Here is a 25,865-nt window from a genome sequence, read left to right as displayed (position 1 = left end):
GAGGCACAGTCCCGCCTGCGAGGCACCATCCAGCCCGGGAGGCACCCATCGCTCAGCTCTCGCCGTGTCCTGGCTCAGGCAGGGCGTGCGCCGAGGGGAGACCAGCGAGGGTCCGCCCGGCAAGGGTGCTGGCCACCCAGAGTGACCGGGCAAGATCTCCTTGGTGGCGCGGCAAGGACGCGTAGCAGAGGGCGTTCTCCACTTCGCGTGCCACGGCCCACTGGCGCGCAGATTCGGCGTCGAGGCCGGCCGCGGCGCTGAAGTCCTGGCACCGCCGCCTCAACCCTCCGGCCGGATCGCTCCGGGGCAGGTCGCCGAGACGGTTCCACAGCAGCGGTGCCACCGCGAACTCCGGTTCGCCGATCATGGGCTGCGGGTCGATGGCGACGAAGGCCTCCCCGGGCAGCCCTCCCCTGATGGTGTGGGGCCGGGCCAGGATGTTCAGGAAATGCAGGTCCGTATGGACCAGGACATCGCGGCCCGAGCGGCGGCCAACGGCGCCGCGGGTCTGGCAGACTTCCAGGGCCGCCTCCAGTAGCCAGCGCGGGAACGGGCGGCCCTGCTGTTCCCAGTCGGCGGGCAGGTCATCGCTCCATTGTTCGGCCCGCCCGGCGATGTGATCGAACTCCTGCCACTGCGGCCGGCCGTCCGGCACCAGGCCCAATAGCCGCATGGTGCTGCCCCACGCCACCGCCGCTTGATCCAGCGGAAGGGTCTGGAGCGAGGAGTCCGCATTCAGCCGCTCAAGCAGCATGGCGCACGTTCCGGCGTCGGATTCCAACAGCCGGACGGCGCCGGAGCCGCCCCAGAGTGCCAGCGCATGGCGTTCCATCCGTGCCTCATCGTGGGGAAACGCGATTTTGAGCGCCGCCGGTGTCCCGTCCGTCCGGCGGACTGGAATCACCACGCCGCCGTGGCCATGCCACGGGAGGGCACCGGCTGCCAGGTCAACAGCCAGTTCCCAATGCTCCAGCCGCCCCTGCACCAGTCCCGGGAGGGAGGAAAGCCAGGCCCGTCCCGCGCTACTGTGGCTGAAACGCCCGCTGAGGGCTGGCGGGATCGGCACGCCAATCTGGACGCTCACAGGACGCCGCTTGCGCCGAGCAGGTTGCCGATGGAGAACGTGGCAGCCAAGGCCAAAGCCCCGCCCGCCACCACCCTGGCGGCGGCCCGCAGCTTCGAACCGCCGCCGATCCAGGCGCCCAGCGCCCCGGTGGCGGCAAGGGCCGCCAGCACGGCCGCGAACGTCAGGGGGACCCGGATGTTCTCCGGCGGCAGGAGGATGGCGGCCATCGGCAGGATGGCGCCGGTCACGAACGCAACAGCTGAAGCAAAGGCTGCATTCCACGGGCTCACTATGTCTGTTTCGTCGATGTTCAGTTCGGCGGACAGGTGCGCGCCCAGGGCATCGTGGGCTGTCAGCTCCCGGGCCACTTTCCTTGCTGTGTCCAGGCTCAGCCCCTTGCCCTGGTAGATCGCCGCGAGTTCCTCCAGCTCTTCCTCCGGCTGTTCCTGCAGCTCCAGGCGTTCCTTTTCGATCAGGGCCCGCTGGCTGTCTTTCTGGCTGCTGACGGACACGTACTCGCCCAAGGCCATTGATACTGCGCCACCCACCAGGCCGGCCGTGCCGGCGACGAGGATTGGTCCGGACTGTGTGGTTACACCGGCGACTCCCACGACGATTGCGGCGACCGAGACGATGCCGTCATTGGCACCCAGCACGCCGGCGCGCAGCCAGTTCAGGCGCTGAGCGACGTCGTTTTGGTGGGGCTCATTCTCATGAAGGGCGGGGGCGCCTGCACTGTTCATGCCTCCAGCAAAGCATTAGTGCCTGCGGCTGGCCAGTGTGCCGTGCCTTGGCTACGAATTGCCGGGAGTGCTGGTTGTGGAAGTCCCCTGAGTTGATACAGGCTCCGGCAGTGGCGGCAGGAGTGCTTCGTCCAGGACCATGCCGGGGACCGGGCTTGGCGACGCACCCCAATGGACGGTCCGCCGGGCCGCCGACTGAAGTGCCGAGAGTGCCCATGCCCGTTCGGGTCCTTCGCTAAGGGCCACCACGTCGCCGAGCACCGGAAGTGTCTCTGCTTCCAGTGTTCCCAGCGCCGCTGCAGGGTCTGCCAGGAACGCCTGGCTCAGGGCATAGCCGGGCTGCCTCAGGGGTACCGCGGCGCAGCGGGACCTGCCCATGGCCTCCGCTTCGCTACGGAGGACGCCGTGCTGGGCCAGGAAGTTCGACGCCGGAGCAGCGGACCCGGAGTTAAGCCTGGTCAGTGCGGCCTGGTACGCGTAGACCAGTTCCAGCTCGCTCTCCACGACTAGGGCCAAGGCTGAGCCGAGGTCCACGCCACTGCTGGCGTCGGCGGCAGCTGCTTCGCTGGCACAGCTGGCGGCGGCTGAAGCCGAAACAGGCATGGTGGGCGCCGTCGATGCGGGGGAGGAGGAGCCAGCGGCTTGAGGCGGTGCCAACGCGATCCCGGTCGCCGAGGCCAGGTCCTCTGCGGCCAGAAGCTGGGCGGTACCGGTGCCGGCGAGAAGGCGGGCCATACCGCCGTCGGCCGTTTCGGCGTCCTGGAGCCGCTGTGCCCCGCTTGCCTGGAGGGCAGCGGCGAAGTCCGCGGTGGTGGTCGACGGCGGCGTGTCGGTGGGCAGCGCCGTGGCCGGGGCAGGGACGGGGGCAGTAGCCGCGACATCCGGGGCAGGATCGCCGGCCGCATCAGCCGGCAGCATCAACGCCCGGGCCTGCACCGTCAGCAAAGTCACAACCCGGGCCAAGGCTGCGGCTTGTGGGGCCGGCGCAGTGGCGCCGGCAGTGCCTTCGAGGTCCAGGCCCGCGGCCTTCAGGGTCAGGGAATCAGCGAACGCGGATGCCCTTGCCTGCTCGGAAAACGGCGGCGCCGCAGGCGGGGGCGGTTGGCGGGGAATGAGCACGAATCCCAGGCTCGCCACCAGAAGGGCGGCCAGCGCAAAAACGGCGTACTGGAAATAGCGCCCGTGGCGGCCGGTCTCCTGCGTGTCGTCTTTCACAACAGACCATGTTGTCACGCCTGATGCGGCTCTTCGTGCACCACTGCGGCCGGAAAATCGTTAGGCTAGTAGTCACAACATCATCTATTGGAAGGCGGCCGGCATCGTGAGTAATGCAGAAGCCACGACTTCATCAGACGCTACCGGAACGGGTACCGCTGTTGCTGCGCCCGCCAACAATCCCGAAGCCGTCAGGCTCCGGGCGCTGCTGGAACCGGCGGTCCAGGCCAACCGCCTGTATCTCGAGGACGTATCCATCCTCGCCGGTTCACACCGCGTGGTCCACGTGGTGGTTGACCTGCCGCAGGAGGAAACCGGCGGCGTAAACCTTGATGTCATTGCAGACATCTCCAGGGTCCTCTCCGACGTCCTGGACAATGATCCCGCAGACGACGGGCGCCCCTACGACCTCGAGGTTTCCTCCCCGGGCGTCGCGCGTCCCCTCACCGAAGTCCGGCACTGGCACCGCGCCCGGGGCCGGATGGTCAAGGTCAACGTCATCCAGGGCGAAAACGTCACCGGCAGGGTCCAGTCCGTGGACGATTCCGGCGTCACCATCATCCCGGAGATCGCCGTCAAGAAGGGCATGAAGCCCAAGCAGGGCGAGCCCCAGATTCTTCCTTTCGACAGGATCCGCAACGGAAAAGTCGAGATCGAATTCAGCCACCTCGAAGAAGCTGGTCTGGAACCTGAGCACAATGGACCTTCTGAGGAGGCCTGATGGATATTGACATGAGCGCGCTGAGACTACTGGAGCGTGAGCGCGAAATTCCGCTGGACCTCCTGATCCCCACCATCGAACAGGCGCTCCTGGTGGCGTACCACAAATCGCCCGGCGCCTTCGAGAAGGCCCGGGCCGAGCTGGACCGCAAGAGCGGCCACGTGACCATCTGGGCAGTGGAAATCGACGACGACGGCGCCCCCATCGGCGAGTTCGAGGACACGCCGGCCGGCTTCGGCCGTATTGCCGCGAGCACCGCACGCCAGATCATCCTCCAGCGCCTGCGCGACGTCGAGGACGACGCCGTCCTGGGTGAGTTCAAGGGCCGCGAGGGTGAACTTGTGGCCGGCCTGATCCAGCAGGGCAACAACCCTCACATGATCCAGGTCAACCTGGGTTCGGTGGAGGCCCTGCTGCCGCCGCCCGAACAGGTGCCGGGAGAGAAGTACATCCACGGCAACCGGCTCCGCGCCATCGTTATCGATGTCCACCGCGGCACCAAGGGCCCGTCCGTCACCCTGTCCCGTTCACACCCGGGCCTCGTCCGGAAGCTCTTCGAACTGGAGGTCCCGGAGATCGCGGACCGCTCTGTGGAGATCGTGGCACTGGCCCGCGAGGCCGGCCACCGTACCAAGATCGCGGTCAAGGCCCACACCCAGGGCATCAACGCCAAGGGCGCCTGCATCGGCGAAATGGGTTCCCGCGTCCGCGCCGTTATGACGGAACTGAACGACGAAAAAATCGACATCGTCGACTTCAGCGAGGATCCGGCAACGTTTATTGCCAGTGCACTTTCCCCATCGCGTGTGAATTCGGTCACCATCGTGGACGAGGCCACCCGCTCCGCGCGTGTGGTGGTCCCGGACTACCAGCTCTCGCTGGCCATCGGCAAAGAGGGTCAGAACGCCCGGCTGGCGGCCAAGCTGACGGGCTGGCGAATCGATATCGTCTCGGACGCTGCCCCGGCGCGCGAAAGCTAATCCGGTTCCGGGGCGGCGGCCGGCGGCGGATACCTTCGGCCGAAGCCCCGGTTACGGGCAGAACTGCCCCAAGGGGCTAGAATAGACATGACCGCGCCTAACGGCCGGTATTCGTGTGCCCTGAGAATTCCCGTTCCGCCGATGCGGTTGGGGCCTCAGGGCCAGCAGTTATGAACGTCAGGAAGATACTCACCGTGGCAGAAGTGCTTCACACCGAGGATCAACCGCAGCGTACCTGCATCGGATGCCGGAAGCAGGCACCGCGGTCTGAGTTACTCCGGCTCGTCGCCGAAGGCAGCGGTTCCACCGCAGTGCTGGTAGACGAACGACGCCGGATGGCTGGCAGGGGTGCATGGCTGCACCCCAGCGAAGCGTGCCTGGCCCTGGCGGTCAAGCGGCGAGCATTCGGAAGGGCCCTCAATGGGGCAACCGGGTCCACCGCCGTCGAACGCCGGATCATGGCAGGCAAGCAGGACGCCAGCCCGTTGCAGGTACCCCTGGTAGCTGTAGCAAAAACCGTCCAACCTGAAAGCGGGTCAGAAAACTGATGGAAACCCGATGAGTTCCCAGCGATGAGTGCGCAACGATGACAAATTTGTTGCGCTCTGCAATGGGCCCTGTAGTTGCAACCGCGGCTGGGGCCCGCAGTAAGAAGTAGACGGTTCGTGCCTGGCTCGGTGCGGACCGAGACAGGAGAAATGTGGCCAAGGTCCGCGTACATGAGCTTGCTAAAGAGCTCGGTATTACTTCCAAAGATGCAGTAACCAAACTGCAGGAACTGGGCGAATTCGTTCGCTCCGCCTCTTCAACCATTGAGGCCCCGGTGGTGCGGAAACTCCGCAACGCCTACCCCGACGCAGCTGCCAAGACCGCAGCTCCGGCAGCCGCGCCCAAGGCGCCTGCCCTGTCGGCCGACACACGACCCGCAGTACCTGCTCCGGGCCCCTCAGCTCCCTCAGCCCCGGTGACACCTGCTGCTGCGGCTCCGGCTGCACCCGCTGCCGCTTCCGCAGCTCCGGCTGCACCTGCCGCAGCACCCGTTGCGTCAGCCCCGGCCGCAAGTACACCGTCCACCGGCGCCAAGCCCGGTGCCCGTCCGGCACCGAAGGCTGAAGCCCCGGCCGCACCGACCCGCTCTGGCGGATCAACACAGGGTGGTTCGCAGGGCGGCTCCGCACCGCGTCCCGGCGGTCCCCGTCCGGGCAACAACCCGTTCGCCACGTCCCAGGGCATGCCCCGCGGCCGCGGTGGCGACGGAGAGCGTGCTCCCCGTCCGGGTAACAACCCGTTCGCTCCTTCGCAGGGCATGCCCCGCGCGGGTGGAAGCCGTCCCGACGGCGACCGTCCGGGTGGTCCGCGTCCCGCGGCCGGTGCCGGTGGTCCCCGTCCGGGTGGTCCGCGTCCCGCAGCCGGTGCCGGTGGCCCCCGTCCCGGTGGTCCGCGTCCCGCAGCAGGCGCCGGCGGTCCCCGTCCGGCAGGTGCCGGTGGAAACCGTCCTACTCCGGGCATGATGCCCAACCGCACTGAGCGTCCCGCACCCGCTGGTGCAGGCCGTCCCGGTGGCGGCGCCCGTGGTCCCGGACGTCCGGGTGGCGCTCCAGGCACCGGTGGCGCACCGGGTGCCGGTGGCGGCGCTCCGGCCGGCGGTGGCTTCGGCAAGGGTGGCCGCGGTCGCGGTGGCACCCAGGGTGCTTTCGGTAAGGGCGGCGCAGGCCGTGGCAAGCAGCGCAAGTCGAAGCGTGCCAAGCGCCAGGAACTCGAGCAGATGAGTGCTCCGTCGCTGGGTGGCGTGAGCGTACCCCGCGGCGACGGCAACACCGTAGTCCGGCTTCGCCGTGGCTCGTCCATTACGGACTTCGCCGACAAGATCGAGGCAAACCCCGCAGCACTGGTGACGGTCCTCTTCCACCTCGGCGAAATGGCCACGGCCACGCAGTCGCTGGATGAAGAGACCTTCGCACTGCTCGGCGAGGAGCTTGGCTACAAGCTCCAGGTTGTCTCGCCGGAGGACGAGGAGCGCGAGCTGCTCTCCGGCTTCGACATCGACTTCGAAGCAGAACTCGAAGCCGAAGGCGACGAAGACCTCGAGGCACGTCCTCCGGTTGTCACCGTTATGGGCCACGTTGACCACGGTAAAACCCGCCTGCTCGATGCCATCCGCAAGTCCGACGTTATGGCGGGCGAACACGGCGGCATCACGCAGCACATCGGTGCTTACCAGGTCACGCACACCCACGAAGACATCGATCGTAAGATCACCTTCATCGATACTCCGGGCCACGAGGCGTTCACCGCCATGCGTGCCCGTGGTGCGAAGGTCACCGACATCGCCATCCTGGTGGTCGCAGCGGACGACGGCGTAATGCCGCAGACCGTTGAGGCACTCAACCACGCGCAGGCAGCAAATGTGCCGATCGTGGTGGCTGTGAACAAGATCGACAAGGAAGGCGCCAACCCGGAGAAGGTCCGCGGCCAGCTGACCGAGTACGGCCTGGTTCCCGAAGAATACGGTGGCGACACCATGTTCGTGGAGGTCTCTGCCCGCCAGAACCTCAACATTGACGAGCTGCTCGAGGCTGTCCTGCTCACCGCGGACGCTGCCCTGGACATGCGCGCCAACCCGAACAAGGACGCCCGCGGTATCGCGATCGAAGCCAACCTGGACAAGGGCCGCGGTTCCGTGGCCACCGTCCTGGTGCAGTCCGGCACCCTGCGTGTCGGTGACACGATCGTGGCCGGTACGGCTCACGGCCGCGTCCGCGCCATGTTCGACGACGACGGCAGTGTCCTGACCGAGGCCGGCCCGTCCCGCCCCGTGCAGGTTCTGGGTCTGTCCAACGTGCCGCGCGCCGGCGACACCTTCTTTGTGACCGCTGACGAGCGCACCGCCCGCCAGATCGCCGAGAAGCGTGAAGCAGCCGACCGCAACGCCGCCCTCGCCAAGCGCCGCAAGCGCATCAGCCTGGAAGACTTCGACCAGGCCGTGGCCGACGGCAAGATCGACACCCTCAACCTCATCCTCAAGGGTGACGTGTCCGGTGCCGTGGAAGCCCTCGAAGACGCACTGCTCAAGATCGACGTCGGCGAAGGCGTGCAGCTGCGCGTCATCCACCGCGGCGTTGGTGCCATCACGCAGAACGACGTCAACCTGGCAACGGTCGACAGCGCTGTTATCATCGGCTTCAACGTCAAGCCTGCCGAGCGGGTTGCCGAACTGGCAGACCGCGAAGGCGTGGACATGCGCTTCTACTCCGTCATCTACGCAGCAATCGATGACATCGAGATGGCCCTCAAGGGCATGCTCAAGCCGGAGTACGAAGAGGTCCAGCTGGGCACCGCCGAGGTCCGCGAAGTCTTCCGCTCTTCCAAGTTCGGAAACATCGCCGGTTCCATCGTTCGCTCGGGCATCATCCGACGCAACACGAAGGCCCGCATCAGCCGCGACGGCAAGATCATCGGTGAGAACCTCACCGTTGAGACGCTCAAGCGCTTCAAGGACGACGCCACTGAGGTCCGCACGGACTTCGAGTGTGGTATCGGTCTTGGTTCGTTCAACGACATCACCGAAGGCGACATCATCGAGACCTTCGAGATGCGCGAAAAGCCGCGCGTTTAGGTTGTCTTAGCGTTACAGGGTCGGGGCCGTTGGATTTTTTCCGGCGGCCCCGCCCCTTCGCCGCACGGTTTTCGATCTTCGATCGCAAACCGTCCGGCTCCGATAGGCCCGATGCCACTCCCAGGCCGCCGGAAAAAACCCAACGGGAGTCCGTCGTAGACTCGCCTTTAGTGCGTGGCAGATAACTGAAACGTGCGACGTGGCCCATTTGGCCGCCGTCGTACATCCCAAATTTTTAGGAGTGGAAATGGCTGATCCCGCACGGGCTGCCAAGTTGGCGCAGCGGATTAAGGTTGTTGTTGCTGAGGCCTTGGGCCGGAAGGTTAAGGATCCTCGGCTGGAGGGCATTACTGTTACCGATGCCCGGGTGACCAATGATCTGCAGCATGCCACGATCTACTACACCGTTTTCGGCGACCAGGCTGTGCAGGCTGATGCTGCCAAGGGCCTGGAGAAGGCCAAGGGTGTGCTCCGCCAGGAGGTGGGGCGCAACGTGACTGTCCGCCTGACGCCGACGCTGGAATTTGTGGCGGACCAGATCCCCGTCGTTGCCTCAAACCTGGAGGACCTGCTCCGGGCCGCCAAGAAGCGCGACGCAGAGGTGGCTGCGCTGGCCGAAAACGCCAAGCACGCCGGCGAGGCCGATCCGTACAAGAGCGACATTCCCGCCGATGTGGAGATCGACGAGGACGACTTCGACGAAGAGGAAATTGACCTCACCGACGACGAAGACCTCGACGAAGACGCCAACAAATAGCTTCACGCGAAGAAGGCCCGAACCCGAAGTTGGGGTCCGGGTCTTCTTCGTCTGCGGGATGTTCCCTGCGTTTCCTACCGGATACTGGCCTTCAGGACCGTTCCCGCGGTGAGGTCAGCGAAGCTGAAACCGGCTGTGGCATAGAGGGTTTTCCCTCGCAGCTCCACCGCGGCAGGACCGTCGACGGCCAGGAACTGTGACTGTTCACGGGTCCAGGCGTCGATCCTGACGATCTCATTGCCGAACATCGAAGCTGCGTAGACGTCCCCACTGCCGGATACGGCGATGCCGGTGGGGCTCAGGATCTCATCGGCCCACAGGTGGATCGCCCCGGTCCATGGATTGACCCGGAAGATGGCACCGCGGTGGCCCAGGGAAGGATCCTCCGGACCGCCCGGCAGCGACGAGACGTACAGCCAGCCGTCGGGGCCGATCTCTACATCGGTGGGCACCGGTTCAAATGCGTAGTCGTGTCCGACAACGCAGGACGGGAAGCCAACAGCCGCGGCAGCCTCTGCAGTGGCTTCCGCCGGACGCGGAGGCAGGACCGCGAGGGTGGAAGTCTCCCCGGTGGCGGCGTTGACCTTGAGGATGGCATTCATCCCGGCGTCGGCCACGAAGACGGTATTGCCGTGAACCGCTGTGGCATAGCGGTGTGAGTCGACCGCCCCGGAGTATTGTGCCGGCGGGAACGGCGCCGTAATTTGGGCCAGGCACTCGTCGGTCACGTCGGACCCGAAGCCGTAGTCCTGGAATCCGTCCGGGTTGTTCTGACGCTCGTAGGTCGCGAGGTCCACAATGGTCCTGACCTCCCCGCGCCTGTCGATTGACTTCAAATAACCGGCCAGCGCTGTGGGATCTCCGCCGCCTCCCCCGACGCTTTCGACGAAAAACGTGGTGGTGCCCCGTGTCTCAACCCCGCCAACGTCCCAGCCCGCATTCGTGTAAACGTTGGTCGTTTGCCCGTCATCCTCGACGCGGTCCAGCGTGCCCGCAAAGTTCTGCGTGACGAGGACGCTCTTGCCAGGACCCAAGGCCAGGCTCAACGGCGTCATCAGGTGCTCCGCCAGGGTTTCGGGTCCGGACAGTTTCTGCGTAGCCGTGGCGGGCGCGACGGGGATGATCATCGCCGCTGCTGCCAGGCACGCGACGATCGGAAACTTCTTGTTCATTGGATCCTCCGGAGTTGACGTGCACCCTGTCGCCGGGGCCTGGCCTGAGACCAAGTCAATGCGATCCGAACTACCCCCGGCGCTAGGCTAATCCCGCAAAAGGGGTGACGTCGACGGCATTTCCCCCTAATGTGCCTCCCTATTTTGAACCGGAAATCCTGGCTCATGGCTAGGATCTAGTTATGACGCAGGCGAGCGACAACCACGAGGCCACCCGATACCTGGAACAGGCCATTGAGCTGGCTGTCCGGAACGTCTCCGACGGTGGCGGGCCGTTTGGTGCGCTGGTGGTGACCCCGGATGGGCGGGTCCATGAAGGCATCAACCGGGTCACCCGGGACAACGACCCCACCGCGCATGCCGAAGTGGTGGCAATCCGCGCTGCGGCAGCCGCAGGCGCCACGTTCGACTTGAGCGGCGCCGTGCTCTACACCAGCTGCGAGCCGTGCCCGCTGTGCCTGTCAGCCGCGCTGTGGGCGCGGATTGATCGCGTCTATTTTGCGGCCGACCGCCATGGTGCAGCTGCGGCCGGTTTCGACGACGCCGTGTTCTACGAGTATTTCAACGGCACCCGTCCGGAACTTCTGCCGGTCGCCCAAGCCGCCATTTCGGCGTCGGACGCTCCGTTTGACGCGTGGCGCCGGAACACGAAACGCAAGGAGTACTAACAAGGTGCCGGGTCATTAATCCTGGCGTTCAGGCAGCCTGCCGATACCCTCCACCAAGTCGTTGCGGGTACCGCACAGCGCGATCCGTACCCAGCCCTCGCCGATCGAGCCAAAGGCAGTTCCCGGCGCAAGCGCAACGCCGGAATCGGCCAGGAACCTGCGGGCCCAGCTGCGGACGTCCCCGTCGCTGACATGGGAGACGTTGGCCCACAGATAGAAGGCTCCCTGTGCACTCAGGTACGGGATTCCCTTGTCCTCCAGCACTGCTGAGGCCGCGTCCCGGTTGGCCCGGTAGTGGTCGTGGGCGTGACGGACGTAGTCCTGCGGGCCTGTCAGTGCCGCGAGCGCGGCGTACTGCGACGGCGAGGCAACGCAGGAGACAATCGCTTCCATCACGTTGTTCATCTTCTGCTCCAGCCCCGGCGGACAGACCAGGGCGCCGATCCTCAGGCCGGTGAGGCCGTACGTCTTCGAGAGAGTCAGCGACGTGAACACGCGCGCCTCGCCGGGCACGTCGCTGTCGAACCGGGCCGGGCTGACGTGGGGAACGTCGTAAGTGAAGGCCTCGTAGCATTCGTCGGAAATGATCCAGAGATCGCGCTTGCGGGCCAGGTCCACAAGTTGCCGGGTCAGGTCCTCGCCGAGGACGGCGCCCAGCGGGTTGGACGGGGAATTCAGGATGAGCACCCGGGTCCGGTCCGTGATGAGCGCTTCAATGTCCTGGATCCGCGGCTGGAAGTCATGCTCGGGATACAGCGGGTAGCCCACCGGCACGGCATTCAGGAGCCGGCTGGTCATGGCGAACGTGGGGTAGCCGGGGTTCGGGATCAGGATCTCGTCGCCGGGGGAGAGCAGGAGGCTCATGGCGAAGTGCAGGCCCTGTTGCGCTCCGTCCACCACGTAGACGCGCTCGGCACCGAGGCTCGTGTTGAGTCCGGCGCGTTTACGGAACCGGGTGGCGAACGCTTCACGGAGGGCCGGGATGCCGGCGTTGGGCGTGTAATTCGTTTCGTCCCGGTCGAGGCAGGCCATGCCGGCTTCCAGGATGTGGCGGGGGAGCGCGAAGCCCGGCTCGCCGATGCTCAGGACGATGGCCCCGGGAGTATGCCAGGCGGCCTCGGTGATTTCGCGGATCTGGTTGACGGGGACGTCGCGCGCGTGCGCCGCAAGCTCAGGCATGGATGCCATCCTAGCCGCCACCGGAATCCTGTTCCGGAACGGGCACTCCGGAACGGGCACTCCGGAACGGGCACTCCGGAGCGGCCACACTGGGGCGGGGCTGAGGGCAGGGGTGTGGGCAAGGGCCGCGGCCAGCGCCGATATACTGGGAAGCGTGCTTTCTGGACTGGTGATAGTGGACAAACCGCAGGGATGGACCAGCCATGATGTGGTTGGTCGGATGCGGCGTCTCGCCGGGACCCGGAAAGTGGGGCACGCCGGCACCCTCGATCCCATGGCTACCGGCGTCCTGGTGGTCGGCATTAACAAGGCCACCCGGCTCCTGACCTACATCGTGGGCACGTCCAAGACGTACACGGCAACCATCCGGTTGGGCCAGTCCACTATCACGGACGACGCCGAAGGTGACGTGATTGCCGCCGTCAGTGCCGCCGCCGTCGCCGATGAAGCAATTCACGACGGCGTCGCCGCCCTCACGGGTGAAATCCAGCAGGTGCCCAGCAGCGTCAGCGCCATTAAAGTCAACGGTGAACGTGCCTACGCCCGGGTCCGCTCCGGTGAAGAGGTAAAGCTCGCGGCGCGCCCGGTCACCATCCACCGTTTCGAAGTTCACGCCATCAACCGGGAAGCGGGTGGCGACGTCGTGGACATTGATGTCACCGTTGAGTGCTCATCCGGTACCTATATCCGCGCCCTCGCCCGTGACCTCGGCGACGGGCTGGGAGTGGGCGGCCACCTGACCGCCCTCCGCCGGACCCACGTTGGCCCGTACTCGCTGGACCAGGCCCGGACGTTGGAACAGCTGGCCGAGGAGCTGAATGTCCTGGAGATGTCCCAGGCTGCCCGGGCACTGATGCCTAACCGCGAACTCACAGCGGAGGAGGCCAGAGAGATTTCCTTCGGACGCCGGATCGCAGCGGGAGCGGAAGCAGGAGATCCCGCGGCTGCCACCACTGAGCACCCGGCAGCAGCGTTCGCGCCGGACGGCAGCCTCGTGGCGCTCCTGGCGGACTCCGGAAACTTTGCCAAGCCTGTCCTGGTATTCGCGCCGGGCAACGGTGCGTCAGAAAAAACTGGGCCCCGGAATGCTGCGCCCGAGAATGTTGTGCCTGAAGATGCTGCGGGCGGGGACGCTTAGGCATGGACGCCTATTTCTACATCATCCTGGTGGTCGGCCTGCTCTCCAGCGGAATCTGCCTCGGTGCCGGCATCCTGAAAAAAGCCCCCAACGATCTCACCATCCTGTCCGTTGCCGCCGTCGAGCTGGCACTGCTGGTTTACCTGGTGGGTTCGATCGTGCGGGTGATCGCGGGCGAACCGATTGCCGGGGAAGCCTGGGAATTCTGGGGATACCTGGCCACGGCGATGCTCCTGCCGCCGGCAGCCGTGTACTGGTCCATCCTGGAACGGACCCGCTGGAGCAACTTTGTCCTCGCCGCCGTCGGTGTCACGGCCTTGGTGATGGCCGCCCGCATGAACCAGATCTGGTACTGAAATGGAAGAAGTACGCAACGTGAAAGCACCTCGTTCCGAAGCCGCCCGTGCCAAGGCAGATGCCAAGGCTGGCGTCAAGGACACTCGGAACACCGGCCCCGGACGCCTGCTCATCGCCGTCTATGCAGTGTTTGCCATTTCGGCCACCGCACGCGCCGGTTACCAGATCCTGACCAAGTTCTCCGAAGCCCCGCTCGCCTACCTGCTTTCCGCGTTCGCGGCGCTGGTCTACGTGGTGGCAACGGTGTCCCTGGCCAAGCCCGGCCGCACCTGGTTCAAGATCTCGCTGGCCGCCGTCCTGGTGGAGCTTGTCGGAGTGTTGGTGGTGGGGGCGTTGAGCGTGTTTGATTCTGTGGCGTTCCCGCATGAGACCGTCTGGTCCCTTTTTGGCCGGGGGTACGCGTTCATTCCGCTGCTGCTGCCTGTCCTGGGTCTGGTGTGGCTGTACCGGCGGCGGCCGAACCAGCAGTAAGCCTCATCAACGATCGGCCCGGGCCGAGGCTTATTCTCCGGCGGACCGGCGAGTACCGGCAAGCGGGTACCAGGAAGGCTCCCGGACATGTCCGCGCGTGCCCTCCAGTTGGCCCGGCACCGTCCGGCAGCCATCCTGAATGCGGGTAATCTTAGAGAGTTCCGGCGCCGGTGCGTTCGGAGAGATGTCAGTTTTAGGCAGTAAAAGGCGAGGGTGATGGTCTACATCTGGAACGATCCGTCCGAGGTCCCGGCGGACTTTGGTCCCTCCGTTGTCACTTTTGGCAACTTCGACGGCGTCCATCGCGGGCACCAGCAAGTGCTTTCCGAGCTAATCCGCTCGGCCCGCTTCAACGGGACGAAGGCCGTTGCCGTCACCTTTGACCCGCACCCGGCCCTGATCCACCGTCCGGAGTCCGCGCCCGAAATGATCATGGGCCTGCAGGACAAGCTGGTGGCGCTGGGGGAGCTGGGCCTGGATGCCATTTTGGTGATGAAGTACTCGCTGAACCTGGCCAGCCTCACCCCTGAGGAATTTGTGGGCCAGGTCCTGGTAGACAGCTTGCACGCCAGCCATGTGGTGATCGGTCACGATTCCCGGTTCGGCCGCGGCAACTCCGGTGACCTTGACACCATGAAGCAGCTGGGCGAAAAGTTCGACTTCGACGTCCAGGTCATCAGCGAGTTCGGCTCGGAAGGCTACCCGCTGCATAACGACGGCGGCACGGACCGCCGCTGTTCCTCCACCTGGGTGCGTGAAGCATTGCAGGAGGGCGACGTTGCCACCGCCGCCGCGGTGCTGGGACGACCACACCGTATGCGCGGCGAGGTTGTACACGGTGCTGCCCGCGGCCGCGTACTCGGGTTCCCCACCGCTAACCTTGCCCACGAGGCCACCGGGTTCATCCCCGCGGACGGCATCTACGCCGGCTGGCTGGTGGACCAGGCGGGCACTCGCTGGCCGGCGGCCATCTCGGTGGGGTCCAATCCCACGTTCGACGGCGTCAGCCGCCAGGTCGAAGCCCATGTGATTGACCGTCCGCACGAGGCCGTGGAGGATTTCGATCTGTACGGCCAGACAGTAGTGGTCGAATTTGTGGCCCGGCTCCGCGGCATGGTGGCATACCGTGGGCCGGAGGCGCTTGTTGACCAGATGCGTCTGGACGTTATTCAGGCCCACGATCTCCTGGTGCGGCGCTGACCGGGTCCTACCCGCACCGAACACCCAGAGAGGCAGCACCGTGGCCGTCGAGAAGAACACCCGCAAGCTGGACAAAGGCATAGTCCGCGATTTCAGTTCCCGGATGAGCTACGCGTCCTACCTCCAGCTGCCCACCCTGCTCAGCGCACAGCAACCTGTCAGCACGCCCGAACACCACGACGAGCTGCTGTTCATCATCCAGCACCAGACCACCGAGCTGTGGCTGAAGCTGGTGCTGCACGAGCTCCGCAGCGCTGCGGCCTGGCTGCGCGCGGACGATCTCGGCTCCGCCCTCAAGGGCATCGCCCGGGTCAAGCACATCCAAAAAACCCTGACGGAGCAATGGTCCGTCCTGGCCACGCTGACGCCCACGGAGTACTCCCAGTTCCGCGGGTTCCTGGGTAACTCTTCCGGATTCCAGTCCAGCCAATACCGGGCCGTGGAGTTTATCCTCGGCAACAAAAACCGAAAAATGCTGCCGGTCTTCGAATCTGACCCGGAAGCGCACGCCATGCTGGAGGACGTGCTTAAGGCGCCCAGCATCTACGACGAGTTCCTGGCCTACCTGGCCCGGCAGGGCTTCGACGTGCCACAGTCCGTCCTGGAGCGGGACGTCACCCGTGCCCACGAGTTCTGCCCGGAACTGGTGCCGCTGTTCAAGCACATCTACGAAAACGCCGCCGCTAACTGGGGTGCCTACGAGGCGTGCGAGGAACTGGTGGACCTTGAGGATAATTTCCAGCTCTGGCGGTTCCGGCACCTGCGAACCGTCCAGCGGACCATCGGGATGAAATCGGGAACCGGGGGATCCAGCGGCGCTGCCTTCCTGCAAAAGGCCCTTGAACTCACCTTCTTCCCGGAACTGTTCGCGGTACGAACGGAGATCGGCCAGTGAGCTGCGCAATGGACGCGAAGATGGAAAATCACGACGCCGCGGACCTCCTTGAGCAGGCCGCGCAACTGGATGCAGGCGACCCGTTGGCACGGTACCGCGGCCTCTTCATCGGGACGGACACGGACCTTTCCTACCTCGACGGCAATTCCCTGGGCCGCCCGCTGAAGCGGACACAACGGGACATCAGCACCTTTATCGAGGAAGACTGGGGCGGCCGGCTCATCCGTGGCTGGGATGAGGAATGGCTGGACCTGCCCCAGACCATCGGCGATCAGCTGGGCCGCGCTGTCCTCGGCGCAGCCCCGGGCCAGACAGTCATCGCCGACTCCACCACGGTGGTGCTCTACAAACTGATCCGCGCCGCGCTGGCCACCGTGGCTGACCCCGCCCGCACAGAGATCGTCCTGGACACGGACAACTTCCCCACGGACCGCTACCTGGTCGAGGGCATCGCCCGCGAGGAAGGACTCACCCTGCGGTGGATCGAAGCCGATCCTGCGTCCGGCGTCACCGTCGAACAGGTGCGGCACGCAACCGGCCCGGCCACCGCCGTCGTACTTTTGAGCCACGTGGCCTACCGCTCAGGCTTCCTGGCCGACCTTCCGGGCATCACGGAAGTTGCACACAGCGCAGGGGCGCTGGTGGTCTGGGACCTGTGCCACTCCGCCGGATCCGTGGAGCTGGACCTGGACGGGGCAAACGTGGATTTTGCCGCGGGCTGCACCTACAAGTACCTCAACGGGGGACCGGGCTCGCCGGCGTTCGCCTACGTCAATCGCAGGCACCTGCCCGGTCTGAAACAGCCGATCTGGGGCTGGATGGGACGCAAGGACGCGTTCGAGATGGCCGCAGGCTACGAGCCGGCGCCCGGTATCCGGAGTTTCCTCAGCGGCACTCCGGCCATCTTCGGGATGTTGGCCATGCGCGGGACCCTGGACCTCATCGAAGAGGCCGGCATGGCTGCCATCCGGGAGAAGTCCCTGAAACTCACGGCCTACGCCGTGCAGCTGTTTGAGGCGTGGCTGGAGCCGGCGGGCGTGGAGCTGGCGTCGCCGCGTGAGCCGGAGCTTCGCGGGAGCCACATCACCCTGGATCATCCGGCGTTCCGGAACGTGACGGCGGCGCTGTGGGAACAGGACGTCATCCCGGACTTCCGCGCACCACACGGGATCCGCGTGGGGCTGTCGCCCTTGAGCGCCAGCTTCGCGGAGCTGTTCCGGGGGATGGCCGCCATTCGGGATCAGCTGCTTCGCTGAGCTACTGCCTTTTGGTGACGGCCTTTTGGGGACGGCCGCGGCTGACGGCGGCAGCTGTTTCGACAAGATTGCGGCGGGGCCGGTAAACTAAGGGTTGGTTCCGGCTGCAGTCCGTGGCGGCTGGTTCCTGCCATGTGTGGAAATTCCCTGGTTTCCGGGGAATTCCCGCGCGGGCAGACCCGGCAGTGAAGTACTGAATCGGGCCTCACGGCACATCTCTAGGAGTTATTGTGGCACTTGAAGCCGCTGTAAAGCAGTCCATCATCCAGGATTTCGCAACGTCCGAGGGCGACACCGGTTCGCCGGAGGTCCAGGTTGCAGTCCTGACTCAGCGGATCAAGGATCTGACTGAGCACATGAAGGTGCACAAGCACGATTACCACACCCAGCGCGGTCTGCTGGCCATGGTTGGTCGTCGCAAGCGTATGCTCACCTACCTCAAGAACACTGACATCACCCGCTACCGTGCGCTCATCGAGCGTCTCGGCCTGCGCCGCTAGTCAGCTTTAAGGGGCGGCCCCTTCCGTGACGGAAAGGGCCGCCTTCTTCAGAAGAAAAACTAAACAGGAGGATCAACCGCATCACGCATTCGCGGTCCTCGGTAGTGATCCCCGGGAACGGCTTCGAAGAATGAAGCCCCCGGCCCGTGGGTCTCGATCGATGACCGGGTGCAGTGCAGGCCAGTAGACAGATGCTGGCCTGGGTTGATGCGGCTGGACTCCGTGAAACAAGAAACGGAGGTGACTCTCTTGGAGGGTCCCGAAATCCAGTTCTCAGAAGCAGTCATTGACAATGGCCGCTTTGGCAAGCGTGTAATCCGCTTTGAAACCGGCCGTCTTGCCAAGCAGGCAGCCGGCGCAGCCATGGTGTACATCGACGAAGACACCGCGCTGCTGTCCGCCACCACCGCGGGCAAGCACCCGCGCGAAGGCTTCGACTTCTTCCCGCTGACGGTTGACGTTGAAGAGCGCATGTACGCCGCCGGCCGTATCCCGGGCTCGTTCTTCCGCCGTGAAGGCCGCCCGTCCACCGAGGCCATCCTGGCCTGCCGCCTCATGGACCGCCCGCTGCGTCCGGCCTTCGTCAAGGGCCTGCGCAACGAGGTCCAGATCGTGGTGACCGTCCTGGCCATCAACCCCGACGAGCTCTACGACGTGGTGGCCATCAACGCCTCCTCCATGTCCACCCAGCTCTCGGGCCTGCCGTTCTCCGGCCCGATCGGCGGCGTCCGCGTTGCCCTAGTCGCTGACGAGCACGGTTCGCAGTGGGTTGCTTTCCCCAAGCACTCCCAGCTCGAGAACTCCGTGTTCAACATGGTTGTAGCCGGCCGTGTTGCCGGTGACGACGTCGCCATCATGATGGTCGAAGCCGAAGCAACCGACAACTCCTGGAATCTCATCAAGGAACAGGGCGCCACTGCTCCCACCGAAGAGGTTGTCTCCGAGGGCCTCGAGGCTGCCAAGCCGTTCATCAAGGCACTCTGCGACGCCCAGGCGGACCTGGCTGCACGCGCTGCCAAGCCCACCGTTGAGTTCCCGGTCTTCCTGGACTACCAGGATGACGTCTACGCCGCTGTTGAGTCCGCTGCCGCTGAGAAGCTGGCCGCTATCTTCCAGATCGCCGACAAGCAGGAACGCGATGTTGCAACGGATTCGCTCAAGGACGAAGTCACTTCTTCCCTGGCCGGCCAGTTCGAAGGCCGCGACAAGGAGCTGTCCGCAGCATTCCGCTCGGTCACCAAGCAGGTTGTGCGCCAGCGCATCCTCAAGGACCAAATCCGCATCGACGGCCGTGGCCTGACGGACATCCGCCAGCTCACCGCCGAGGTTGAGGTTCTGCCCCGCGTGCACGGCTCGGCAATCTTCGAGCGCGGCGAAACCCAGATCATGGGTGTCACCACGCTGAACATGCTCAAGATGGAACAGCAGATCGATTCGCTGTCGCCCGTCACGCGCAAGCGCTACATGCACAACTACAACTTCCCGCCGTACTCCACCGGCGAGACCGGCCGCGTGGGTTCGCCCAAGCGCCGCGAAATCGGCCACGGCGCCCTCGCCGAGCGCGCCATCATGCCGGTGCTGCCGTCCCGCGAGGAATTCCCCTACGCGATCCGCCAGGTGTCTGAGGCTCTCAGCTCCAACGGTTCGACGTCGATGGGTTCCGTCTGCGCTTCGACGCTGTCCCTGCTCAATGCAGGCGTGCCGTTGAAGGCAGCTGTTGCGGGTATCGCCATGGGCCTGGTCTCCGACCAGGTTGACGGCCAGACCCGTTACGCAGCCCTGACCGATATCCTCGGCGCCGAAGATGCTTTCGGCGACATGGACTTTAAGGTTGCCGGCACCGCCGAATTCGTTACGGCCATCCAGCTGGACACGAAGCTCGACGGCATCCCCGCTTCCGTGCTGGCAGCAGCGCTGAAGCAGGCCCGCGAAGCCCGCCTGCACATCCTGGACGTCCTGAACTCCGCGATCGACACCCCGGATGAGCTCTCCGAGTTCGCGCCGCGCGTCATCGCGGTCAAGATCCCGGTTGACAAAATCGGCGAGGTCATTGGGCCCAAGGGCAAGATGATCAACCAGATCCAGGAAGACACCGGCGCCGACATCTCCATCGAGGACGACGGCACGGTCTACATTGGCGCCACCAACGGTCCGTCTGCTGACGCAGCACGCTCCGCCATCAACGCCATTGCCAACCCGCAGATCCCGGAAATCGGCGAGCGTTACCTGGGTACGGTCGTCAAGACCACCACCTTCGGTGCCTTCATTTCCCTGACTCCGGGCAAGGACGGCCTGCTGCACATCTCCGAGCTGCGCAAGCTGGCCAACGGCAAGCGCGTGGACAACGTTGATGACGTGGTTTCCGTCGGCCAGAAGATCCAGGTGGAAATCACCAAGATCGATGACCGTGGAAAGCTGTCGCTGTCCCCCGTAGTGGCTGAAGACGAAGGCGCCGAGAGCGTTGACGCTTCCGCCGCAGAGGGCGCTGCCGAAGCGGAGTAGTCCACTGACGCGGAGTAGCATCCTCCTCCACACAGCATGAATCGGCGGGGCCGGTGGATGATCCACCGGCCCCGCCGCTGTTACGATGGCAGCCAGATCCGGCTGCCGCTCCTGAAAGGCTTCAATGACTGTTGTACCCCTGCCGCTTGAGCAGAACCAGCCCGGCGACACCCTGGTCCACGGCTCCGACGGCGGCTCCGTTGTCCGGCGTTCGGTGCTGCCGGGCGGCGTGCGGGTGCTCACCGAAGCGATGCCGGGCCAGCGTTCGGCGACCATCGGTTTCTGGGTGGGCGTCGGGTCACGCGATGAAGCCCCGGGCCAGCACGGCTCCACACATTTCCTGGAGCACCTGCTGTTCAAGGGGACCAAGCGCCGCACTGCCCTGGAGATCGCCTCGGCCTTTGACGAGGTGGGCGGGGAGTCCAACGCAGCCACGGCCAAGGAGAGCACGTGCTATTTCGCGCGCGTGCTGGACACGGACCTGCCCATGGCCATCGACGTCATTGCCGACATGATCACCGGTGCCGTCCTGGATCCGGCCGAGATGGAGCAGGAGCGCGACGTCATCCTGGAGGAAATCGCCATGGACAGCGATGACCCCACGGACGTTGCACATGAAAATTTTGTGGCTGCCGTCCTGGGTACGCACCCGCTGGGCCGCCCAATCGGCGGCACGCCTGCCGCGATCCGCGCCGTCGCCCGCGACTCCGTCTGGGAGCACTACCGCCGTTACTACCGCCCGGATGAGCTGGTCATCACCGCCGCCGGGGGCCTGGAGCACGACGTCGTCTGCAGCCTTGTGGTGGACGCCCTCCACACTGCCGGGTGGTCACTTGAGCCGGACGCCGCCCCGGTGGATCGCCGCTCCACCGAGCGGGCGGACATCACCGGCACTGCCGGGCTGCATGTGGTCAAGCGTGCGGTGGAGCAGGCGAATATCATCATGGGCTGCCCCACGATTGTGGCCACCGATGAACGTCGCTACGTCATGAGCGTCCTCAACGCCGTCTTGGGCGGCGGGATGTCCTCGCGGCTGTTCCAGGAAATCCGCGAAAAGCGTGGCCTGGTGTACTCCACGTACTCCTTTGCCTCCTCCTACGCGGACGCCGGCTACTTCGGGATGTACGCAGGGTGCACTCCGTCTAAGGTCCGCCAGGTGCTGGACCTGCTGGGGCTGGAACTGGACAAGCTGGCCGAAGGCGGCATCTCCGACGACGAACTGCGCAAGGCCGTGGGCCAGCTGTGCGGTGGCATTGTCCTGGCACTGGAGGACACGGGTTCCCGCATGTCCCGACTCGGCCGCGCTGAACTGGTGTCCGGTGAATACCAGGACATCGACGAGACCCTGCGCCAGATCAAGGCGGTCACTGCGCAGGAGGTCCAGGAGCTTGCCAGGGAACTGGCAGCCGCGCCGCGGACTGTCACCGTGGTGGGCCCATTCGAGGAGACCGAAACCTTCGGTCTCTGACCGGCAGGCCTGCGCCCGCCATAATGAACCTATGAACCTTCCGCAGCCGGGCACGGTGCACGCCGTCCTGGAGAACTTCCTGGGCCATTGGCGCGGCACCACCCGGCTGGACGCGTCGGCCTGGGGGCCCAAGCGCACGGCCTCGGCGGAAATCAGTTACACCAGGGCAGCCGGGGGCTACGCAGTCGTGCAAAGTTACAGACACACCGAAGCTGATGGCACGCACTTTGAAGGCCACGGCGTTTTTACTGTCGACCGTGACCACAACGACATCCTCTGGTACCACGTGGACAGCATGGGCCTGCCGCCGGGAGCTCCGGCCCGCTGCACGTGGGTGGACGGTGTGCTGCGCGTGGAACGCCACAGTGACCGGGGGACTGCCCGCAATACTTTCCGCGTGGACAACGACGTGCTGATCCACACCGCCGAGTTGCGCCTCGGCGACGGCCAGGACTTTGTCCCGTTCATGACCTCCGAGTGCCGCCGCGTCTGACCCCATCCCGACCCTTCGTCCCACCTGCCGCGCGAACGGACACTTGACGCCCTGCACGTTTTGGCGCGAGAGGACAGTAAGCCCCTGCCCCTGCGCGAACGGACTCTTGGGGCCCTTGCAGAGTTCGGACCGTCAGCCGGCTGATTTCAGAATCCTTGTCCGCGGAGCGCCGTTCAAGGCTGGCGCTGCGGAAGACGAATTCCACACCCTACTTTTCAGGTTCGCCAGCAATTGCTCAGCCTGGCCGCGTTCGTTGAAATCGAGTTCCACCACCACGTAGAGGGAATCATCCACAGGCTGGGAAATCCGGTGGCCGACGACTCCGGAGGCCGCGCGGTCCACCGGATCCCGGTCGAAGGCTTCTTTCCACATGCCAAAGTCCATAATGCCATGTTCGATTTGCAGTGTGTACATTGCTGATTCTCCTTAGCTCATCGTGTTAGTTGATCGCACTTATTTGCCTCTGTGCTGTCCAACCCATGGCTCCTGTCGTGGGACAGCCGCACGGTTCCGCTGCGTCGCGTACTGTCACGTTAACTGCCTGCCGATGTGGCCGGTATCCCAGAAATCTGGGGTCTTGGTAGAAAACCCCGGCGCTGTCCACAGAGGGCATACTGGGGGAATGACCCCCGGCAGTCCCTGGAACAGGAGCCTTGAACGGATCCGGCTCATCGGCGACTCCGCCCCGGATCACCACTCGTTACGCACTGCCGTGCTCGCTGAGTTGGGCCGGGTGCTTCCGTTCAATGCTTTCGTGTGGCCGCTCTCAGATCCGCTGACGGCGACGGGCATGTCGCCCATGGCCCGGATTCCGTGCCCGGACGAACTGCCGTTGCTGATCAGGCTCAAGTATCTGACGCAGGCAGGTCGGTGGACGCAGTTGGCGATCGGCCCGTCGCCGGTGACGACACTGCTGCGCGAAACTGCCGGCAATCCATCACGGAGCCTGGTATGGGATGGCCTGATGAAGCGCTACGGAGTGACCGATGTCCTGTTCGCAGTGCTGGCGGACAAACACGGCTGCTGGGGTTGGCTTGACCTTTGGAGAGCGGATCCGGGCGATCCCTTTACTGTCGAGGAAATGGAATACGTGGGTGCCGTGGTGCACGAAGTGACGCCCACCCTTCGTAAGGCAATCTCCCGGCAGTTTGTCGTGGAGGTGCCTGGCGAACGCGACCCCATAGGGCACAAGGTTGTCCGTACGCGAGCGTCAGCCATCGGTGGAGGTCGGAGGCCGGACTTGCCTCAGCAGGCAGTGCTGACTCTGGATGCGGATATGGCGGTGGTGGGTGGAACGGCTTCGGTGGGGGAGTGGCTTGGACTGCTTCAGGCCGGCCCGCGTCCCTTTCAACATGTACCGGCCGAGGTCCTCAATGTTGCTGCCCAGTTGCTGACGCGTGAGGCTGGCGTGGATGGTCATCCTGCGTCTTCCCGTGTGCACATAGGGTCGGGCCAGTGGGCCATACTCGAGGCCAGCCGGATGGGCTCCACCGGCACAGCGGCCACGCCGCCATTGGCCGTCACCATCCAGGCCTGTCCTCCGGAGGCAAGGCTTGATATGTTCGCCCGAAGCTTCGGGCTGACAAGGCGGCAGCGGCAATTACTTGAGCTTGCTGCCAGCGGCGCCGACACCAACGCCATGGCGGCTGCCTTGGGGATCGGGGCCTACACCGTCCAGGATCAGTTCAAGCAGATTTTCGATACGTGCGGCGTCCATAGCCGCGCGACGTTGTCGGCCCTGGCGATGGGAACGGCCCAGTAACCGAACCGGCCTTCAACTCTGTGCTGGTGGCAGACTTGTGTCCAGCCGAAGGTCAAGGCCCATGTCTAACTCCGGATCGGTGTTGGAACCGGTGGCCATGTCAACTATGGGGATGTTTGATGGCCAGATTGGTGGTTCCCAATCGGGGTGTTCGCTGACGTAGTGGCGTCCGGTGGGTGATGTCCAGCCGGGTGGTTCATTCTTGGTGGCGGCGGTGGTTTCCAGGCTGTGGTGTGTCTGAGTCGGTGATGCCGGTGGCACGGTTGGCCGAGATTACTGATCCCGGTGGTGCCGCCGTGGGCCCAGGCGAGGAGGTGGTCTGCTTCGTTGTCGAGGGAGTGGTTGCTGCAGCCAGGGAAGGGGCATTTTCCGTCGCGAAGTCTGAGCCATTGGCGTTGGGCTTTTGTGACCCGGTAGCTGGTTCTACCGATCTCCAAGGGAGCCCCGTCGCGGGGGTCGATCAGGACACGGTGGAAGGACTCGGCGCCGTCGGCGATGAGTTGGCGGGCCATGGACGGCGGGATCGGCCCGTAGCCGTCGAGGGTGGCTGCTTCATCCGTGACACCCAACAGTGAGAGCACCGGGACGGTGACGAGCACCTGTGCCCGCGGCGACGGAACACGGTCATTCCCATTCGCATCCCCGGCCGCATCATCTGTGGCGCCGAGGAGCCAGACGGCGGTGGTGTCGGCGCGGAGCTGGCTGAGGGTCCGCCCTTCGTCCGGGCCCTGCAACGCTCTGGCGGCGGCGGTGGTGCGGTCCCAAATTCCCGCGGCCTGATCCGCGGGAAGGTAGGCGGAGAGCCAGGCCATACCGTCCCTGTCCGGGGCATACTCCAACCGCCGGTCGGCGGCGCACCTGGTGTGGCGCTTCTCGATGCTGACCGGGTGATGGCGCTCCCGCCACGTACGGGCCTTGTGCCGGAACCGTCCGGGCACGAGCCCACCGGCCAGGCAACCCCGCGCACGGTTGAGTGCGTGAGGGTCCAGGAAATGAGCCTCCAACGCCGCAGCGGCCGGCCGGTCAAGGTTGGTGGTTTCGTCGACCATGATCCGGGCGTGCTGCCAGGAAATCTGCCCTGCCTGCAGCGCGGATAAGGTCAGGGGCAGCCTGGTGGTGAGTTGGTGGGCCTCGGCCAACAGCGCCCCAGCGGACCGTTCGCTCATCGTGAGCACGCATGCCACCTCCGCGACCACGGCCATCTCTTGCCCGGTGTTGTCCTCAGGTGACGTGGCCGGACCCGCCAGGGCTTGGGCAGCGTCGTCATAGTCGGCGACTGCCTGAACTTTCAGGCCCGCCATCTTTGCCTCCGCGCACGCGACTTCAGCCAAGGTCATCAGGGCATTATTGGCCCTCCGGCGCAGCGGATCAGAGTCCCGGGAACCCGAGGATTCGGCAGCTTCACGGATTACAACGGCAAGCCGAGCGACGGAAGCCTCGATGGCCTCTAACGCCTCCACAGCTGCTCTGCGATCCATACCTCAAGCATCACAGGTGGGTCTGACAATAACCGCGAGGATGAACGCCTATGTGCATAACTCAGCGGCCGCGCGGACCTCAATGACAGTGAACAGGACTATGGTCCGGCAGCTTCGGCGCGAAGGGACACTTAGGACACGCGTCAAAATAACCTAGGTTTTCATTGTTGGGGCGGGTAAGTTCGTGGTATGGCCGATAGTGTGCAGATTGCGGAGTCCGTAGCGCGG

The 25,865-nt window shown here is 65.1% G+C and carries 23 protein-coding genes and 1 pseudogene; 17 read left to right on the top strand and 7 right to left on the bottom strand.

Annotated elements, in window-relative coordinates:
• Positions 1–52: 52 nt before the first annotated feature.
• The 3 genes from ACVWY0_RS14300 to ACVWY0_RS14290 are packed head-to-tail and all read right to left on the bottom strand — an operon-like array spanning position 53 to position 3,024.
• Positions 53–1,084, bottom strand: a complete 1,032-nt coding sequence (locus ACVWY0_RS14300) for an aminoglycoside phosphotransferase family protein (RefSeq protein WP_485837263.1) — start codon at positions 1,082–1,084, stop codon at positions 53–55.
• Entirely contained in the window at positions 1,081–1,809 is a 729-nt protein-coding gene (locus ACVWY0_RS14295) for a VIT1/CCC1 transporter family protein (protein WP_485837262.1), read from the bottom strand. The genes ACVWY0_RS14300 and ACVWY0_RS14295 overlap by 4 nt, the downstream gene beginning before the upstream one ends.
• A gap of 51 nt (positions 1,810–1,860) precedes the next feature.
• Positions 1,861–3,024, bottom strand: a complete 1,164-nt coding sequence (locus tag ACVWY0_RS14290) for a DUF4439 domain-containing protein (RefSeq protein WP_485837261.1) — start codon at positions 3,022–3,024, stop codon at positions 1,861–1,863.
• Positions 3,025–3,130: 106 nt separating this feature from the next.
• Between ACVWY0_RS14290 and ACVWY0_RS14285 the strand changes: the two genes are divergently transcribed.
• The 5 genes from ACVWY0_RS14285 (at position 3,131) to rbfA (ending at position 9,098) form a co-directional block, all read left to right on the top strand.
• Positions 3,131–3,745 carry a ribosome maturation factor RimP gene (locus ACVWY0_RS14285; protein WP_104063108.1) on the top strand — a complete coding sequence of 205 codons (615 nt, stop codon included), beginning with the start codon at positions 3,131–3,133 and terminating at the stop codon, positions 3,743–3,745.
• Positions 3,745–4,725 carry a transcription termination factor NusA gene (gene nusA / locus ACVWY0_RS14280; RefSeq protein ID WP_485837260.1) on the top strand — a complete coding sequence of 327 codons (981 nt, stop codon included), beginning with the start codon at positions 3,745–3,747 and terminating at the stop codon, positions 4,723–4,725. The genes ACVWY0_RS14285 and nusA overlap by 1 nt, the downstream gene beginning before the upstream one ends.
• Before the next feature lie 170 nt (positions 4,726–4,895).
• On the top strand, positions 4,896–5,273 hold the full coding sequence (locus ACVWY0_RS14275) for a YlxR family protein (RefSeq protein ID WP_485837259.1): 378 nt from the start codon (positions 4,896–4,898) through the stop codon (positions 5,271–5,273).
• 152 nt (positions 5,274–5,425) lie between these two features.
• Complete coding sequence (gene infB, locus ACVWY0_RS14270; protein ID WP_485837258.1) at positions 5,426–8,341, top strand: translation initiation factor IF-2; 2,916 nt, start codon at positions 5,426–5,428, stop codon at positions 8,339–8,341.
• A gap of 247 nt (positions 8,342–8,588) precedes the next feature.
• Positions 8,589–9,098 carry a 30S ribosome-binding factor RbfA gene (gene rbfA / locus ACVWY0_RS14265; RefSeq protein WP_485837257.1) on the top strand — a complete coding sequence of 170 codons (510 nt, stop codon included), beginning with the start codon at positions 8,589–8,591 and terminating at the stop codon, positions 9,096–9,098.
• Positions 9,099–9,172: 74 nt separating this feature from the next.
• On the opposite strand, the gene ACVWY0_RS14260 is transcribed toward rbfA, so the two are convergent.
• A complete protein-coding gene (locus ACVWY0_RS14260; protein ID WP_485837256.1) occupies positions 9,173–10,270 on the bottom strand; it encodes a ScyD/ScyE family protein in 1,098 nt (365 codons plus the stop codon).
• Between the two features lie 182 nt (positions 10,271–10,452).
• Between ACVWY0_RS14260 and ACVWY0_RS14255 the strand changes: the two genes are divergently transcribed.
• Positions 10,453–10,938, top strand: coding sequence for a nucleoside deaminase (locus tag ACVWY0_RS14255; RefSeq protein WP_485837255.1), 486 nt, complete (start codon positions 10,453–10,455; stop codon positions 10,936–10,938).
• 15 nt (positions 10,939–10,953) lie between these two features.
• Here ACVWY0_RS14255 and ACVWY0_RS14250 read toward each other — a convergent pair whose 3' ends face one another.
• A complete protein-coding gene (locus ACVWY0_RS14250; RefSeq protein ID WP_485837254.1) occupies positions 10,954–12,117 on the bottom strand; it encodes a pyridoxal phosphate-dependent aminotransferase in 1,164 nt (387 codons plus the stop codon).
• Positions 12,118–12,271: 154 nt separating this feature from the next.
• Here ACVWY0_RS14250 and truB point away from each other — a divergent pair, with 154 nt between their 5' ends.
• The 10 genes from truB to ACVWY0_RS14200 all read left to right on the top strand — a co-directional run bounded on the left by truB (position 12,272) and on the right by ACVWY0_RS14200 (position 22,397).
• On the top strand, positions 12,272–13,255 hold the full coding sequence (gene truB / locus ACVWY0_RS14245) for a tRNA pseudouridine(55) synthase TruB (protein ID WP_485837253.1): 984 nt from the start codon (positions 12,272–12,274) through the stop codon (positions 13,253–13,255).
• Between the two features lie 2 nt (positions 13,256–13,257).
• On the top strand, positions 13,258–13,611 hold the full coding sequence (locus tag ACVWY0_RS14240) for a hypothetical protein (protein WP_248761780.1): 354 nt from the start codon (positions 13,258–13,260) through the stop codon (positions 13,609–13,611).
• 1 nt (position 13,612) lies between these two features.
• Positions 13,613–14,083, top strand: a complete 471-nt coding sequence (locus ACVWY0_RS14235; protein ID WP_248761779.1) for a hypothetical protein — start codon at positions 13,613–13,615, stop codon at positions 14,081–14,083.
• Positions 14,084–14,299: 216 nt separating this feature from the next.
• On the top strand, positions 14,300–15,283 hold the full coding sequence (locus ACVWY0_RS14230; protein WP_485837252.1) for a bifunctional riboflavin kinase/FAD synthetase: 984 nt from the start codon (positions 14,300–14,302) through the stop codon (positions 15,281–15,283).
• 40 nt (positions 15,284–15,323) lie between these two features.
• A complete protein-coding gene (gene kynA / locus ACVWY0_RS14225; protein WP_248761777.1) occupies positions 15,324–16,178 on the top strand; it encodes a tryptophan 2,3-dioxygenase in 855 nt (284 codons plus the stop codon).
• Between the two features lie 8 nt (positions 16,179–16,186).
• Complete coding sequence (gene kynU, locus ACVWY0_RS14220) at positions 16,187–17,434, top strand: kynureninase (RefSeq protein ID WP_485837331.1); 1,248 nt, start codon at positions 16,187–16,189, stop codon at positions 17,432–17,434.
• Positions 17,435–17,664: 230 nt separating this feature from the next.
• Entirely contained in the window at positions 17,665–17,934 is a 270-nt protein-coding gene (gene rpsO, locus ACVWY0_RS14215) for a 30S ribosomal protein S15 (protein WP_104063120.1), read from the top strand.
• Between the two features lie 249 nt (positions 17,935–18,183).
• Positions 18,184–20,436: a polyribonucleotide nucleotidyltransferase gene (locus ACVWY0_RS14210; protein ID WP_485837330.1), complete on the top strand. Its 2,253-nt coding sequence runs from the start codon at positions 18,184–18,186 to the stop codon at positions 20,434–20,436.
• Positions 20,437–20,560: 124 nt separating this feature from the next.
• Positions 20,561–21,904, top strand: a complete 1,344-nt coding sequence (locus ACVWY0_RS14205) for a M16 family metallopeptidase (RefSeq protein WP_056348420.1) — start codon at positions 20,561–20,563, stop codon at positions 21,902–21,904.
• A gap of 31 nt (positions 21,905–21,935) precedes the next feature.
• Complete coding sequence (locus ACVWY0_RS14200; RefSeq protein ID WP_485837251.1) at positions 21,936–22,397, top strand: DUF1579 family protein; 462 nt, start codon at positions 21,936–21,938, stop codon at positions 22,395–22,397.
• 132 nt (positions 22,398–22,529) lie between these two features.
• On the opposite strand, the gene ACVWY0_RS14195 is transcribed toward ACVWY0_RS14200, so the two are convergent.
• Complete coding sequence (locus ACVWY0_RS14195) at positions 22,530–22,811, bottom strand: hypothetical protein (protein ID WP_485837250.1); 282 nt, start codon at positions 22,809–22,811, stop codon at positions 22,530–22,532.
• A 208-nt stretch (positions 22,812–23,019) separates the two neighbouring features.
• Here ACVWY0_RS14195 and ACVWY0_RS14190 point away from each other — a divergent pair, with 208 nt between their 5' ends.
• On the top strand, positions 23,020–24,159 hold the full coding sequence (locus ACVWY0_RS14190) for a helix-turn-helix transcriptional regulator (RefSeq protein WP_485837249.1): 1,140 nt from the start codon (positions 23,020–23,022) through the stop codon (positions 24,157–24,159).
• 12 nt (positions 24,160–24,171) lie between these two features.
• Here the strand turns inward: ACVWY0_RS14190 and ACVWY0_RS14185 are convergent.
• Positions 24,172–25,637, bottom strand: a pseudogene (locus ACVWY0_RS14185) (HNH endonuclease signature motif containing protein).
• Positions 25,638–25,865 lie beyond the last annotated feature (228 nt).

Source organism: Arthrobacter sp. UYNi723 (genome assembly GCF_054057635.1).
The sequence above is the reverse complement of the archived record's forward strand: the minus strand, read 5'-3'. Positions and strand labels throughout refer to the sequence as shown.